10 protein-coding genes, 3 tRNA genes and 1 pseudogene are annotated in these 14,140 nt (G+C 74.1%); 6 read left to right on the top strand and 8 right to left on the bottom strand.

Annotated features, from left to right (window positions below; translation table 11 throughout):
- Positions 1 to 205 precede the first annotated feature (205 nt).
- From ACWCXX_RS20460 to ACWCXX_RS20450, 3 genes and pseudogenes are all read left to right on the top strand, one after another.
- Positions 206 to 1,219 (top strand): hypothetical protein, encoded by a 1,014-nt coding sequence (locus ACWCXX_RS20460; protein ID WP_451129147.1) that lies wholly within the window; start codon positions 206 to 208, stop codon positions 1,217 to 1,219.
- A gap of 152 nt (positions 1,220 to 1,371) precedes the next feature.
- Positions 1,372 to 2,509, top strand: a pseudogene (locus ACWCXX_RS20455) (hypothetical protein).
- 139 nt (positions 2,510 to 2,648) lie between these two features.
- Positions 2,649 to 3,491 carry a hypothetical protein gene (locus ACWCXX_RS20450; RefSeq protein ID WP_451129145.1) on the top strand — a complete coding sequence of 281 codons (843 nt, stop codon included), beginning with the start codon at positions 2,649 to 2,651 and terminating at the stop codon, positions 3,489 to 3,491.
- A 22-nt stretch (positions 3,492 to 3,513) separates the two neighbouring features.
- On the opposite strand, the gene ACWCXX_RS20445 is transcribed toward ACWCXX_RS20450, so the two are convergent.
- Positions 3,514 to 3,589: transfer RNA gene (locus ACWCXX_RS20445), tRNA-Trp, on the bottom strand.
- 105 nt (positions 3,590 to 3,694) lie between these two features.
- On the opposite strand from ACWCXX_RS20445, the gene ACWCXX_RS20440 reads away from it, so the two are divergent.
- Both ACWCXX_RS20440 and ACWCXX_RS20435 read left to right on the top strand, forming a co-directional pair.
- A complete protein-coding gene (locus ACWCXX_RS20440; RefSeq protein ID WP_451129143.1) occupies positions 3,695 to 5,101 on the top strand; it encodes a vWA domain-containing protein in 1,407 nt (468 codons plus the stop codon).
- Complete coding sequence (locus ACWCXX_RS20435; protein ID WP_451129141.1) at positions 5,098 to 6,939, top strand: AAA family ATPase; 1,842 nt, start codon at positions 5,098 to 5,100, stop codon at positions 6,937 to 6,939. The genes ACWCXX_RS20440 and ACWCXX_RS20435 overlap by 4 nt, the downstream gene beginning before the upstream one ends.
- A 57-nt stretch (positions 6,940 to 6,996) precedes the next feature.
- Here the strand turns inward: ACWCXX_RS20435 and ACWCXX_RS20430 are convergent, their stop codons facing one another.
- From ACWCXX_RS20430 to ACWCXX_RS20415, 4 genes are all read right to left on the bottom strand, one after another.
- Positions 6,997 to 8,211: a ribonuclease inhibitor gene (locus tag ACWCXX_RS20430; RefSeq protein ID WP_451129139.1), complete on the bottom strand. Its 1,215-nt coding sequence runs from the start codon at positions 8,209 to 8,211 to the stop codon at positions 6,997 to 6,999.
- Positions 8,208 to 9,563: an SDR family NAD(P)-dependent oxidoreductase gene (locus tag ACWCXX_RS20425; RefSeq protein WP_451129137.1), complete on the bottom strand. Its 1,356-nt coding sequence runs from the start codon at positions 9,561 to 9,563 to the stop codon at positions 8,208 to 8,210. The genes ACWCXX_RS20430 and ACWCXX_RS20425 overlap by 4 nt, the downstream gene beginning before the upstream one ends.
- A 36-nt stretch (positions 9,564 to 9,599) precedes the next feature.
- Positions 9,600 to 9,672: transfer RNA gene (locus tag ACWCXX_RS20420), tRNA-Ala, on the bottom strand.
- Between the two features lie 6 nt (positions 9,673 to 9,678).
- Positions 9,679 to 9,752 (bottom strand) — tRNA-Gly (locus ACWCXX_RS20415).
- A 177-nt stretch (positions 9,753 to 9,929) separates the two neighbouring features.
- On the opposite strand from ACWCXX_RS20415, the gene ACWCXX_RS20410 reads away from it, so the two are divergent.
- Positions 9,930 to 11,183: a cytochrome P450 family protein gene (locus tag ACWCXX_RS20410; RefSeq protein ID WP_451129135.1), complete on the top strand. Its 1,254-nt coding sequence runs from the start codon at positions 9,930 to 9,932 to the stop codon at positions 11,181 to 11,183.
- A 52-nt stretch (positions 11,184 to 11,235) separates the two neighbouring features.
- On the opposite strand, the gene ACWCXX_RS20405 is transcribed toward ACWCXX_RS20410, so the two are convergent.
- The 3 genes from ACWCXX_RS20405 to ACWCXX_RS20395 form a co-directional block, all read right to left on the bottom strand.
- Positions 11,236 to 11,730: an FBP domain-containing protein gene (locus tag ACWCXX_RS20405; RefSeq protein WP_451129133.1), complete on the bottom strand. Its 495-nt coding sequence runs from the start codon at positions 11,728 to 11,730 to the stop codon at positions 11,236 to 11,238.
- Between the two features lie 110 nt (positions 11,731 to 11,840).
- Positions 11,841 to 12,740: a hypothetical protein gene (locus ACWCXX_RS20400; protein WP_451129131.1), complete on the bottom strand. Its 900-nt coding sequence runs from the start codon at positions 12,738 to 12,740 to the stop codon at positions 11,841 to 11,843.
- Positions 12,737 to 13,750: an SPFH domain-containing protein gene (locus ACWCXX_RS20395; protein WP_451129129.1), complete on the bottom strand. Its 1,014-nt coding sequence runs from the start codon at positions 13,748 to 13,750 to the stop codon at positions 12,737 to 12,739. Before ACWCXX_RS20395 ends, ACWCXX_RS20400 begins: the two co-directional genes overlap by 4 nt.
- Positions 13,751 to 14,140: the final 390 nt, after the last annotated feature.

The following is a 14,140-nucleotide window of genomic DNA, read 5'->3' as shown; positions in this document are numbered from 1 at the left end:
GGGACAGGCCGGGGACCGGCACGCTCGGACGGTACCGGGGGCGGACACGACCGGTCCCCGTGCAACGGCACACCCGACCGGACCTTCCGGCGGCCCGGCACCCGGCGCACACCGGGGAACACGCCCCGGGCACGGGACCGTCCGGCCCGCCACCGGCCCCACCACACCGCTCCGGCACTCCGGAGCCGACAGGAACGAGGAGCACATGAACCCGCGCCTGCGCCGAAAGCGCGTCGTCGTTGTCGCGGCGGCAGCCCTGGCCCTCACGGGCGGGGCGCTGGCCTGGGGCCTCGGTGCCCGCGGCGGGTCCGGCAACGGCCTCGACGACGCCTGCCACGGCTCCGTGGCCGTCGAGGAGGCCCGAAGCTTCTTCGACGGCGCCGAGTTGGAGGGCGACGGGCACACGGGGGAGTGGGTCGGCCACGAGACCGAGTGGTGCTCGGTCCGGGCCAAGGGCGACGACCGGGGCAGCGCGCTGCGGCTGCAGATACGGCCCGCCGCCGCGCACCGGACCTCCGGAGCGGCCGAGGAGCCCGGGGCCGCACCGATCGGACACGGCTGGAACGGCTCGGTCGTCATCCGCGGCCGACCCGAGGCCGCGGTGCTCGTGGACTGCGCCCCGCTCGCAGGCAAGGGACTGCTCGTCCTCGCCGAAGCGACGGAGGACGCCGACGAGCTGACGGCCGACCAGATACGTGACGTCGCCCGCCTCGCCACCGAGACCGCCCGCCGCGCGGCCGGACGCTTCCACTGCGAAGGCCCCCTGGGCACCCGCCCCAACACGGTCGACCGGACCGGCGTCACGATCCGCCCGGTCGCCGAGGCCACCGCCACCTGCCGAGACGTCGTCAGCCCGCGCAACGCCCGGCTCGTGCACGTCACCACCGTGACCGAGTACCCGGCCGGCCGTTCCCTGACCGAGGAGTGCGGGGTGAAGCGGGGCGAACGCGGCGGCGTGCGCCTCAACGCGTACTACGGCCCCTCCGCCCAGCAGGAGATGTACCTGGACGACCGCTACCCCGGCAGTGTCACCGGCTCCCGGACCCGGTCGCACAGCTGCCGGGGCGCGCTGGGCACCGCGTACTTCAAACTGACCCCTCCCCCGCTCGGTGACGGCCGGCCCGCCCCGCTCGATGCCCCGACGGCCGAGGTCTTCGACGAACTCCTCGCGGCCTTCGCCAAGAGCTCCGGGGCGCGCCACGGATGCCCCATTTCCTGACGTAACGTCAGATGCCATGGTCCGTGAGACCGTTGCCGCGGAGTGCGACCGTCGTCCCCGCCACGGCTGTGATCCCCGTGTGATCAGCACGCCGTACTCTTCACCCGGCCAGGGGGTTCGGAGAAGAACACGGTCGAGGCGGGGGACGGCACATGGCATATCGGCGTGCGGTGATACCGGCACTGTTCGGAGGGGTGCTGCTCACGGCGCTCCTGTGGTGGGCGGGGGAGAGCGTGCACGCGCTGCGCCTGCAGGGTGCCACGGACGCGCTCGGGGGCCGGGCCGCCGCCGAACTCGAACACTGGCTCACCCCCTGGTCGTACGACCCTCCGGCCCGGCTTTGGGGCGGCGCCGACGTGCCCGGGGGAACGGCGGGGGGGCGACAGCGCCCACTACCTCGCGCTGTACGGGACCGCGTTGCAGATCAGGTTCGCCGCGGTGTTCGCCTTCTTCCTGCCCGGGGCGCTGCTCCTGCTCCGCAGGCTGCCGCCGGTGCACGGCCGGACGTCGGCCACCCTGCTCGCGGTGTGGGCCTGGGGGATCGTGGCGGGGACGCTGGCGGTGACCGTCTCCGCGCCGTGGCTGATCGCCGCGTACGGGCACGGCAGTCACCGCTTCCTGCCTCAGCTGGCGAGCGCGGTCTCCGCGGGCCGGCAGAGCCTGGTGGTGACCGCGCTGGTCGCCGCGGCGGGGGCGGTGCTCGCGGCACGGATCACCGTCAAGGGCGCCGGTCCGCTCCCGAGGGAGGCCGTCCCGGCACGCGCCGCCCGACTGGCCGCCACCGCCGGGGCCGCGGTGATCGCGCTGTCCCTGGTGGTCCTCTCGCACCAGTCGGTCGCCGCCGCCATCCAGACGGTCTCCCCGGCAACCGGACTCCTCGCCGAACCGGGCGACCTGCTGCGCCAGTGGCTGCTGCTCGGCGCCTGGTCGAGCCCCGCGGGCTCCCCGTTCGGCGACTGGCTCCTGTACCGCGCCGCCGATGCGCTGCTGCTCGCCGTGGTGTGGTGGGCGCTGCGGCTGCTGCCCGGACTGCTCACCCGGGCCACGGTCCCGGCGATGGCGGCCGGGGCGGTCTGCGCGACCGTCCTCGGGCTGCCGGCGAGCCGGCTCCTGCGGGTGGCGACGGACGGCACGGGCCCGTACTGGGGTCTGATGCACCTGTCGGCCACCATCGGCAGCGGCGTCCCGGCCGCCCTGACCTTCGGTCTGCCGGCGGGAATCGCGGCGGCCGTGACCCTGCGGGCGGCGGGACGGAGCCGTGGCCCCGCCCCCGGCCCGCAGGCCCCGTGAAACGACCGTCGGCCCGTCCGGTCGCGGGAGACCCCGGGCACGAGGGCGGTTCTGCCTGGTGGGGCGGGGTCCCGTACTCTTTGCCGGGGCCGCTGCGATCGGGGCGGGCACGGCCCGGGGAACGCGAGGGGGCGGGGCCATGCAGCACGACCGCGACACGGACAGGGCACTCGACGTACTGGTCCGTCTGGTCGAGGCGGACGACACACGGCAGGCGGTGAGGGAGCGGATCGGGGTCGCTGAGCGGCCGGGCGCGACCGTTCCCGGGCGCTGGGACGCCGAGTCGCAGCTCTCGCCCGACGCGCTGCCGGCCTCCGTCCGGCTGTGGGTCCTGGAGGAGGACCGGCCGGAGACGAACGAACTCCTCGTCATGGCCGACGGGTTGCCCCGCGGACTGGAGACGGCGGTCCTCGACGGCGAACCCTTCGGACCCGGTCGGCAGGACCCCGTCCCGCTGGCGAAGACGCTGCGGGAATGGCCCCGCCCGGAAGGCGCCCGGCGGCTTCCCGAGGAGGAAGTCGTCCCCGCGCTACGGGCGGTGAGGACCATGCGCCAGGGCCGCCGGGCCGCCCGCTCGACGGGCCGCAGGCACTGGCCGCGCGTCGTCGGGGCCGACACCGAGCAGCCGCTGCCCGGATACGCGCGATGGGCGCTCGCGCTGCGGCCCGACTGTCCCCCGGCCCTGCGGGAACGGTTCTCCGACCACCCGGGCTACGCCCACCGGATGCGGGCCGGGGGCATCGTCGACGGCCCGGAGACCTACGTACGGGAGTGGGGTCCGGCCCGCACGGTACTGCGCGCCCTCGACACCGGCCGCTGGGCGTTCCCCACCCGGGCGGGGGAGGCCGAGGACATGCTGCGGCCCCTGGTGCACGGCTCGTTGGGGACGAACGTCGAGGCGTGGGCCGTCCTGGCACAACTGCTGCCGACGTTCACGGGAACCGTTCCGGAACTGATCGTGACCTCGGGCGCCATCGCCTGAGACGAGTGACGGAAAGGAGGGAGGCGGGGCGGCTGGAGTCGAACCAGCGTGTTCCGGTTCTGGAGACCGGTGCGACTGCCCCTGCGCTACGACCCCGCCCTGCGGCCGATCATAGGCGACCGTCCGGGCGGAAACACCGTCGCCCACGAGCAGCGGGCAGTCCTGACAGCGAGGGCGACGGGCACAGAGGGGGGACATCCGGGATGGCGTACGGGGAGCGCGGGGGACGGCCGCGCCATGTGATCGACCTGACGGATCGGCACGCACTGGAGCGGTGGCGGCCCGCCGACGAAGCGGTGATCGCGGAGGGGCGGCGGCTCAAGGAGGCCGCGCTGCTGGACCTCGGGCTGTCCGGTTCGGTGGTCGCCTCCTGGCTCCACGCCAAGTGCCGCCACCAGATACCGACCACGGCGGTGGACACCGCCGCGGTGGTGGCGAGCGGCGATGGGACCTGCCTGCTCGTGTACAACCCGGAGTTCTTCGTCTCCCTCGGCCTCGACGGGGTGAAGTTCGTCCTGTTCCACGAGGCGCGACACCTGGTCCACCGGCACCTGTTCGTGGAGGAGGAACTGCGGAACGACCCGGTGTTCACACTGGCGGCGGAGGTCTCCATCAACCACGTGGCGATGGTCCGGCTCGGCACGGACGAACTGCCGCTCCGGGACGGCGGACCGGTGGGCATCGACCCGCGCGAGATCCACGCGGCCTACCGGGAGGACCTGCTGGCGCACGGCCTGGAACCGGTGGACTACCCGGTCTTCGTCGCCACGGACATGTCGGTGTACGGCGAACTGAAGCGGATGGCGCACCCGCCGGTACCCGCCCCGTCGCTGTGCGTCCGGCTCGCACCCGGCCACGTACCCGCCGACCAGGAGACCGTCGACGCCACGGTCTCCTCCGTACTGCTCAACTCTCTGCTCGCGGCACGCCGCGGCCATGCGGTGGCGGAGGCGGAGATCGGCGAGCTGATGGACCGCACGGACGGGGCGTCGGAACGGGCGAGCCGGATGTGGGGCAGGCTCGGCGCGGGCCTGCTGCGCGGACGGACACCGCGCACGGGACAGGTCGACTGGTGGCAGCGGTGGCTGGTGGACGTCTTCGCGTCGAAGCTGCGGGACGGCGAGCGGCTGGTGTACCCGAAGAAGCGGGGCGCGCTGCTCGCGGCGCTCGGGCACGACCCGCTCCTGTCGCGGTGCGGCCCGGTGCGGCACAAGGTGCTCGTCATCGCGTACGACACCTCGGGATCGATGCCGAACCACGTGATCGACTGGCTGACCGAACTGGTCGGCGGGATCGACGGAGTGGAGGCGCACTGGCTCTCCTTCGACGCCGTGGTGATGCCGTTCCGCCCCGGCGAGCGGGTGTACGGCGGCGGGGGGACGAGCTTCGAGGCCGTCGCCGACTACGTGGAGGGGCGCACGCTCGTCGACGGCCGGCCCTTCGAGGAGACCCCGGACGCCGTCGTGGTGCTCACCGACGGCCACGCGCCCCGCATCACCCCGGCCGAACCCGACAAGTGGATCTGGCTGATCACCGAGGGCGGCGACGACTGGCCCGATTCCCACCACCCCCCGATGGCCTGCCATCGCGTCACGACAGGATCGAGATGACCACGCCCCGCACCGTTCCGTGGCGGCCCAGCGCCACCTACCCGCAACCGCCCGAGGGCTGGACGGGCGTGTCCCGGCTGGAGTCCTTCATCGACGCGATGATCGACATGGGACAGACGGGCCAGGTCTTCGGCGGGCACGGCGTCGGCAAGACGGCGACGTTCTTCTCGCACATCGCCGAGGCGTACCCGGACGCCGAACTGGTCTTCGTCCCGGCCGCCAACCTCACCCCGGACGACCTCCTGGTCAACGCCCCGGTGCGGGACCGGCGGACCGGGGAACTCGTGCTGCGGCAGCTGGTGATGGACCGGCTGAGGCCGGGGAAACCGTTCGTCCTGCTCATCGACGACTCGCTGCAGGCCGGCGAGTCGATCCAGTCGCAGCTGATGCAGATCGCCTGCAACTGGACGCTCGGCGGATACGACCTGCGGGCCCTGGGCTGCATCGGCGTCTTCCTCACCGACAACGAATCGCTGAGCGAGACCGCCGCCCGCCGCGGCGACCTGGCGATCCTGGACCGGATGGTCACCATCAGGATCACCGCGAACGACACGGCCTGGCGGTTCGGACTGGCCGCGAAGTACCGGAACCGGGACCTCGGCCCGGTGTTCTCGCTGTGGGCCTCGCTGAGCCCCGCACTGCGCGAGCTGCTGTCGCCGCGCACCCTGGACCACATCCTCGCCAACGCCCAGGAGGGCTTCCCGCTGAGCTGGGGGCTGCCCCTGGTCAACGGGGAGCGGCTGAGGCTCCTCGAACCGCTCCCCGACGGCCGCCCCGGGCCGAACCGCACCCCGGAGATCCTGGACCGGATCGCCCGCGCGCTGGACGTGCCGAACCCGGCCCGGATCGCCGACCCCGTGCGCCGGGTGGTGCGGGCGGCGCTGCGCAACCGGTGGACCGTGCTGCTTCAGGGACCGCCGGGATGCGGCAAGACCGAACTCGTCCGGCAGACGGTCCGGGAGGGCCTGGACGGGCGGGAGCCGCTGTACTTCTCGCTGCCGGTGACCAACGTCGAGGACCTCTGCGCCCCGGTCCCGACCCCCGACGGGTCCCTGGAGAACCTGCTGGCGGCCGTGTTCACGGACCCGGGGCCGAAGGCGATCGTCTGGGACGAGTACAACCGCCCCAAGGACAGGGCGGCGTTCGCCAAGCTGATGGAGATCACGCAGGAGTGGTCGCTGGCGGGCCGGCCGATCGACGGGCTGCGGGCGCAGATCGCGGTGCAGAACCCGCCGTACCACCTGGGCCGCAAACTGCTCGTGGCGCGGAACAACATCGCCCAGGCGACCCGGTTCACGGCCTCGCTGACGGTGGAGCCCGGCGACATCCCGGCCAACGAGTGGCTGATCGAGAAGTACGGGCCGGTGGCCGAGACCGTGCTCGACTGGTGGAAGCACGACATCGACGAGGACGGCCGGGCCTGGATCACCAAGCGGACCATCGAGCGGCTGATCAAGCTCCACCAGCGGGGGCTTCCGCTGGAGATGGGCACGGTGTACCTCGGGGACGGCGAGTACGCCCCGGTGCAGCTGACCAGCCTCGTCGACCGGCTGAACAACCGGCCGGTGACGGGACTGCGGGAGCTGGCCCGGCAGGTGGACGCCTGGGAACAGCGGCTGCGACGGGCGGCGGACCGCTCCTCGGAGGGCGGCGACGACAGCGACGTGGTGCACCAGATCATCGCCAACGCCGAGCTGTCGCAGCTGAAGAGGCATCGCGAGGCGGTGACCAGGCTGGTGGCGCTGCTGCCGCCGAAGCTGCGCTCGACCTACCTGGTCGGCGCCCCGGAGCCGTACCAGCGGTTCTGGATCGAGGTGTTCGCCGCGATGCCCCGCTGAGGACCGGCCGTGCCTCCCGGCGGATCCGCAGGGGCGTGTCGGGGCACGGCCCCGGAGCTACCGGTCCCGGGGCGGGGGCGTGCGGTGGACGCTGCGGACGGCCGCGACATCGGCGGAGAGCGCGGGCCTCGGCAGGTGCGCGCTGAACGCGTCCAGCCGGTGACGGACGCTGGTCGCGATGCCCTTGCCGAGGACGAAGCGGGTCGGGGTCGCAGCCCGGGGCGCGGCGTCCAGGAGCCGGTGGGCCTCGCGGCTGCGCAGACCGGTGTGGGCGAGGACGAGATGGGTGAGGCGGTGCCCCCGGGCCGCCAGGCTCTCGCCGATCGCGGTCGCGGCATCGAGGTCGAGGCGGTTGTCCGCCGCGCCGAGGGTTCCGGCGGCCCGGACCCTGCCGAGGTCCAGGAGTTCGACGCCCGCCCCGGCCGCCGAGGCGACGAGCCGGGCGGCGGCCCGCGGCCCGACACCGTTGCTGGCGACGGAGAGCCGGGCGGTACGGCCGTACGGCGCGCGCTCCAGGGCGTCGGCCAGGAGCAACGCCCCGTCGTCACCCAACCGGGCCGCCGACGCGTACAGTTCGCCGACCGCTCCGGCGGCGAGCAGCGCGGCGAGCGGTGCGGCGCCGGTGCGGCCGAGCGGGTTGCCGCCGACGAAGAGCCGCTCCACGCGGCGCCCGGAGGCGGCGGCCCCGAGCAGGGCCTCGGCGAGCACCGTGAGGCCCGCCGGATCCAGGCCGGTCTGCACGAGGTCGAGGGTGCGCAGCCCGGACGCGGCGGCGACGAGGTCCGCCGCGGCCCGCCCGCCGCCCGTGCCCAGCGGATTGCGCTTGAGCCAGACCCCGCTGACGACGTGTTCGGAGGCGCGCAGACTGTCCGCGATCCGGCACGCGCCGCCCGCGGTGATGCCGTTGCAGCCCAGGTAGAGGGTCTCGACGCCCGCCCCGACGGTCCGTTCGGCCACGTCCGTGGCCCCGTCGTCGCCGAGCCCGTCGGTGCCCAGGAGCAGATGCCGGACCCGGGCCGGGCCCGTGGTGTCACCGAGGGCCTCGGCGATCAGGGCGGCTCCTTCGGGGCCGAGGGCCTGCTTGCACAGGTCGAGCCGGCCGTCGGGCATCGCGGTCCCGGCCGGGAAGTCGAGCCGCCGGTCGGTGGCCGCGCCGCCGCGCAGCCAGTCGATCAGCGGGCCGAGGTCGGCGATCGAGCGGGGCAGGACGTGGGGGACACCCGCGAAGGGAGCGCCCCCGAGGGGTTCCCGGGGTCCGGTGGGACCGGTCACCACGCCGCCTCCCGGTAGTCCTTGAGGAAGACGCCCGACACGGGCGAACCCGCCTCGCCCCGCACGATCGGGTCGTACACCCGCGCCGCTCCGTCCACGACGTCCAGCGGGGTGCGGAAGCCCTCGGCGGCGAGCCGGTTCTTCTTCGGCAGCGGGTTCTCGTCGGTGATCCAGCCGGTGTCGACGCTGCACATGTGGACGCCCCGCGCGGCGAGTTCGGGTCCGCTGGTGCGGGTGAGCATGTTGAGCGCGGCCTTCGCCATGTTGGTGTGCGGATGCCCGGCGGTCTTGCGCCGCACCGCGAAACGGCCCTCCACGGCCGTGACGTTGACGACGTACCGGTTCGGCCGGGGCGAGGCGAGCAGCAGCGGCAGCAGCCGGTCCACCAGCAGGGCGGGGGCGAGGGCGTTGACGAGCTGGGTCTCCAGCAGCTCGGCCGGGTCCAGCTCGCCGATCCGGGCGGACCAGGAGTTCACGGGGGCGTGGTCGGGGAGCAGACCCGCCTCGTCGGCCTCCGTGAGGACCAGTGCGAGCGCCCCCGAGGCGGCGGGGGCCGCCAGGGCCCGCATCGGCGCGTAGCCGGGGGCGGCCCAGGCGCCCTCGGGGAGCGCCGCGGTCTCACCGGCGGCGAGCAGCGCGTACGACTCGGGCGGGCGGCGCACGGTCTGGGCGGCGTTGTTGACGAGTATGTCCAGCGGTTCGCCGTCCCGGTGGAGCCGTTCGCACAGGCCCAGGACCTGGCGCGGGTCGCGCAGGTCGACGGCGACGACGGTGAGCCGGTCGAGCCACGCCCCGCTGCCGGGCGCCGCGCGGAACCGGCGCAGGGTGTCCTGCGGGAAGCGGGAGGTGACGAGGAGTTCGGCGCCGTCGCGGAGCATCATCAGCGCCAGCTGGAAGCCGATCTTGACCCGGCCGCCGGTGAGCAGCGCGCGGCGCCCGGTGAGATCGGTGGACAGGGCGCGGCGGGCGGTGTTGTCGGCGGCGCAGTCCGGGCAGAGCGCGTGGTAGAACGCGTCGGCCCGGTGGTAGAACGACTTGCAGACGTAGCAGCGCCGGGGCCGGTGGAAGGTCCCGCCGCCCGCCGCGTCCTCGCCGGACAGCGGCGCGTCCTCGCGCCGTGCGGGCGCACCGGTCGCGGTGGCGGCGACGACCGCCGCGTCGGCCTCGGCACAGGCGTCGCTGCGGGCCTTGCGGCGGCGCGTGCGGCCGTCGCGGGTGAAGGACGCGGCGACCTGCTCGGCGCGCAGGCGCACCGGGTCGTCGACGGGCAGGGCGCGCAGCTTCGCGACCGTACGGTCGAAGGCCGCCAGTTCCTCGTCGCCGATTCGCTCTTCGTCACCGGTCAGCGCCATGCCCCCCGCCTCCGTGCCCGTCGTCGCCCGCCCCGGTGGTCCCGGCCGGATTCGAACCGGCGTGTTCCCTCATGCGAAGAGGATGCGACTGCCTCTGCGCTACGGGACCGGGCTGCCCGGACGGTCGGATTCGAACCGACGTGTTCACGACTTGGCAAGTCGGCGCGACTGCCTCTGCGCTACGTCCGGACAGTGCCGATAATCATACCGACGGTGTCCCGGGCACGGTCCGGGCGGGTTCCCGGCCGCACCGTCCGGCCGTTCGGCGGCGTTCTGGGCGCATTACGCTGGACTGGACACGGCAGCTCGACGCGGTACGGAGCCCTTCGCTTCCGTGCGAAGGCCCGTATGCCCCCGGGAGGCATGATGAGCCAGCAGCCGGTGCTCCTGCCCTACACCGACCCGGCCTTCGTGGCGGACCCCTTCCCGCTCTACCGGCAGTTGCGCGACGACGGACCGGTACGGCGCGCCGTCATCGCGGGCGGCCTGGAGGCGTGGTTGGTCACCCGGTACGAGGACGGTCTGGCGGCCCTGTCCGACCCACGCCTGAGCAGCGACCTCCGCGACGCGTCGGACCCCCGGCTCCTCGAACTGCTGCCCGCCACGGACCGCGAGTCCGCCCTGCGCAGCATGCTCCGCTCCGACCCTCCCGACCACACCCGGCTGCGCCGTCTGGTGTCCAAGGCGTTCACCGCGCGCAGGGTGGCCGGGCTGCGGCCCCGGGTCCAGGAGATCGCCGACCGGCTGCTCGACGCGATCGGGCCGGACGGCCGTGCCGACCTCGTCGAGAGCTTCGCGCTGCCGCTGCCGGTCACCGTGATCGGCGAACTGCTCGGCGTGCCCGTCGCCGACCGGGACGACTTCCGGCGGTGGACCGACGAGATGATCCTGCGGGGCGCCGAGCAGCCGGATCCCGCCCGCACGGACCGGGCGTGGCGGCGGATGCGCGACTGTCTGGCCGGGCTCCTCGGGGAGAAACGGGCCCGGCCCGGGGACGACCTGCTCAGCGCGCTGATCGTGGCCCGGGACGAGGAGGGGCGGCTCGACGAGGACGAGCTGATCGCCATGGCCTTCCTGCTGCTGGTGGCCGGCTACATCACCACCGTCAACCTGATCGGCAGCGGCATCGCGGCCCTGCTCACCCACCCCGACCAGCTGCGGATGCTGCGGGACGATCCGGAGCTGCTGCCGGGCGCGATCGAGGAGTTCCTGCGGTACGACGGCCCGGTCAACCCGGGCATCGCCCGGTTCGCGCGCGAGGACGTCACCATCGCGGGCGTGAACGTGCCGCGCGGCGCGACCGTGCTGATCGCATCCGCCATCGCCGACCGCGACCCGGAACACTTCCCCCACCCCGACCGCCTGGACATCTCCCGGCGGGACAACCCCCATCTCGCGTTCGGCCACGGCATCCACTACTGCCTGGGGGCTCCGCTGGCCCGGCTGGAGGGCCAGATCGCCATCGGTACCGCCCTGCGCCGCCTTCCCGGCCTCGCCCTGGCCGTGCCGCCCGAGGCCCTGCGATGGCGGCCGGGAGGTCTGCGCGGCCCCGAGCACCTGCCCGTCACCTTCACCGCCGACGCCCCGGCCCGTGGTGGCGGACCCGGCGCCGCCCGGTGACGGTCCGTCCGGGACGCCCGCGCGGACGCCGGGCGCCGCCTCCGTCCCCGACTCAGCCGATGAGCTTGGCCAGGAACGCGTCGAGGTTGGCCCTGGTTCGCTCCACCTGCTCCTCCATCGTCAGGGACTCCTTGAAGCGGGAGCCCGGCGCGGGGGTCTTCTTGCCCCGTACGTACAGCGAACAGGCGAGGTCGGTGCAGACGTACAGGCCGACCGAATTCCCCTCCCGGCCCGCGACCCCGGTCTTCCGGGCGGTCATCAGGGAGACGCCGTTGCCCGGGTGCGTGGTCAGACAGAGCGAGCACATGCTCCGGTGGAGGAAACCGCGCTGCCGGGAGGGGAACCGGAGCGTCACCCCGATGAGCTTCCCGTCGTACTCGGTGACGAGATAGCTGCGTCCGGGGGCGGAGAGGTCGCGCCACCCCAGGAAGTCCAGGTCGTCCCAGGGCTGCTCCTCCAGGTCGCGGGGGAGCGGCAGCCGCTTGGCCTCCCCCTTGGAGCAGTTGACGAACGACGCACGGATGTCCTGTTCACTCATGGCCTTCATGCCGGGGACGCTAATCCCGCCTATGAACACTAGGCAAATGGTTAATGGGGCAAGGAAGAAGTCGGTCCCGGGACGGCCCGGCCCCGGCGCACAGGGCGGAGTCCGCCCGGTCAGACGGACAGCCGCAGGGAGGTCGCCGAGATGCCGAGCCGCACCGTCTGCCCCCAGGTCAGCTCCAGCGCGTCCGCCTCCATCCCGTCACCGAAGGCCACCACCCGGTCGGACTCGACGGTGAGACGCAGTCCCTGTCCGCGCTCCAGCTCGCCCGCGACCAGCGAGGTGCCGGTCGCCGGGGACGGCCAGGCCTCGCGCACGAACCAGAGCAGGCGCGGATCGGTGGGTGCCGGGAGACGGAGGCCGCTGCGCCGTTCCTGCCACAGCGAGCGGAGCCACCCCGTGGCGCCGGTGCCCGTGCCGACCAGGACGCCGGAGGACGCCTGCGGCTCGGCGGGGGAGTCGGGGGTGTCCGGGCCGAGCCGGTAGCGGGCGGTCTGATGGCCGGATGGTCCCAGGTAGATCTCGTTGAGGGCGACCAGGCGCTGCGTGTCGTCGGCCACCGCCTCGACCATGGTGAGTTCGTCTACCGTCCCGCCGGGGGCCGCGGCCGCCCTGAGCAGGGCGGCCGCGTCGGAGGGCCGGTGACGGACGAGCACCCCCGGATTGCGCCCGGGGTCGGTGTCGATGCCCACGACCGGCTGGCCGGAGAGGTACTTGGCGGCATTGGCCACGAGCCCGTCCTGCCCGACGACGACCACCACGTCCTCGGGCCCGAACAGAAAACGGTCCAGGTCCGCGCGCTCCACCCGGGACTGACGCCACTGGAGCGGCACGGCCGCCGCCACGTCGGCGAGCGCCTGCCGGGTCTGCCGGTGCCGCCGGGCCACCTCGTCGATGGAGCGGCCGCGGCTGGAGAGGAAGAACGCGGCCTGGCCGTGCGTGCCGTGGCGGGCCAGCAACTCCTCGTACTCGGTGGTGCGGTGGACCAGTACCGCGCGCGGCGCGAGGCTCATGCCCGGGTCGCCGGGCCGGACCGGCCGAGCCTGCCGAGCAGGGCGGTGAGCACGTCGGGGGAGAGGGTGATGCTGTCGATGCGCGGCAGGTTCTCGGCGAGCCTGGTCGCGGCCAGGGCGTGCAGGGTCGCCTCGTCCACCTCGCCGTGCACCCGCAGCCAGGCGGCCTGGGCCTCGGCCCGTGCGGCGCCGACCTCGCGCGCCGCCTCGGCCTCGGCCCGCGCCAGGCGCACCTTGCGTGCCGCCTCCGCCTCGGCCCGTACCCCGTCGGCCGCCGCGTTCTCCTCGGCCTCGCGACGGGTGTTGGTGCCGCGCTGCTCGACCAACTGCTCCTCCCGTCGCGCCAGTTCGATCTGGCTGGCGAGCTCGTTCTCGGCGATGGCCCGTTCCCGTTCCACGGCCACGGCGCGGCGCTCGTAGGTGGCCCGGTCGGCCTCCTGCTGGATCTGCTCGCGGGCGGGGGTGCGCAGGGCGCGCTCCACCTCGGCCTCGGGGCGGATGGCGACCACCCGCACGGCCACCACGTCGATGCCCGTGGCGGGCAGCCGCGGTTCGGCGGCGAGCCCCGCGGCGACCCGGTCGCGCACCGACGCGACCCCGTCCACCAGGGCCTCGGCCAGCGCCGTCCTGGCCAGCACGTCCAGGGTGTGCTGCTGGGCGGTCTCGGTCAGCAGCGTGGCGATCTGCTCCAGCGGCGCGCCGCGCCAGGCCCCGGTGTCCGGGTCGATCGAGAAGTCCAGCCGGGCGGCGGCCTCGGCCGGGTCGCTGATCCGGTAGGTCACGGTGGCCTGCACGGTCACGTCCTGGAAGTCGGACGTGCGGGCGTGGAAGGCCATCGCCAGCTCGCGGTCGTTGACCGGGACCTCGGAGAGCGCCGCGGTCAACGAGCGGTACCAGAAGCTCAGCCCGGGACCGTCGTGGGCGAGCCGGCCCCGCCTGTGGTGGCGGATGTGTGCGGTGGGCGCGGAGCGCAGATGGCGCAGACCGAAGCGCCTGGTGATGTCGGCCATGGCGGCCCCCCTCTTTTCTCGTCAGGGCGACGGTAATGGGGCGATTCATTATCGTCAAGAGGACGAGAATGATCGGTCGGCGGCTCCGCCCCGGCGGTTCGCTCCGCCCGCACCCCGGCACGCCCGCCCCGGCGGCCGGGAGGGCCCGGCGATCGCGGCGCCGATACCCTTCGTGCCTCCGGTGGCGAACGCCGCCCGCCCCGCGAGGTCGATCGGATTGCCGGTGTCCGTCGTCCGCCCGGCTGTCTCCGGAGTGCGCGTACGGCCGGGGTCGCGCCGACCGGTCCCGGCGATCTGCCGAGCGTTTGCTCGGTGGAACGGTCGTCGGGGGCACGGAAGGGGCGAAGGGGTGCGGAACCGCGGGCGGCCGGTGACTCCCCGGGGAGTCAC

This window comes from Streptomyces sp. NPDC001732 (assembly GCF_053596315.1).
The sequence above is the reverse complement of the archived record's forward strand: the minus strand, read 5'-3'. Positions and strand labels throughout refer to the sequence as shown.

Coding starts and splice junctions, on each gene's coding strand:
- ACWCXX_RS20410 (WP_451129135.1), top strand. CDS start 9,930: ATGAGCCAGCAGCCGGTGCTCCTGCCCTACACCGACCCGGCCTTCGTG.
- ACWCXX_RS20435 (WP_451129141.1), top strand. CDS start 5,098: ATGACCACGCCCCGCACCGTTCCGTGGCGGCCCAGCGCCACCTACCCG.
- ACWCXX_RS20440 (WP_451129143.1), top strand. CDS start 3,695: ATGGCGTACGGGGAGCGCGGGGGACGGCCGCGCCATGTGATCGACCTG.
- ACWCXX_RS20405 (WP_451129133.1), bottom strand. CDS start 11,730: ATGAAGGCCATGAGTGAACAGGACATCCGTGCGTCGTTCGTCAACTGC.
- ACWCXX_RS20450 (WP_451129145.1), top strand. CDS start 2,649: ATGCAGCACGACCGCGACACGGACAGGGCACTCGACGTACTGGTCCGT.
- ACWCXX_RS20425 (WP_451129137.1), bottom strand. CDS start 9,563: ATGGCGCTGACCGGTGACGAAGAGCGAATCGGCGACGAGGAACTGGCG.
- ACWCXX_RS20400 (WP_451129131.1), bottom strand. CDS start 12,740: ATGAGCCTCGCGCCGCGCGCGGTACTGGTCCACCGCACCACCGAGTAC.
- ACWCXX_RS20460 (WP_451129147.1), top strand. CDS start 206: ATGAACCCGCGCCTGCGCCGAAAGCGCGTCGTCGTTGTCGCGGCGGCA.
- ACWCXX_RS20395 (WP_451129129.1), bottom strand. CDS start 13,750: ATGGCCGACATCACCAGGCGCTTCGGTCTGCGCCATCTGCGCTCCGCG.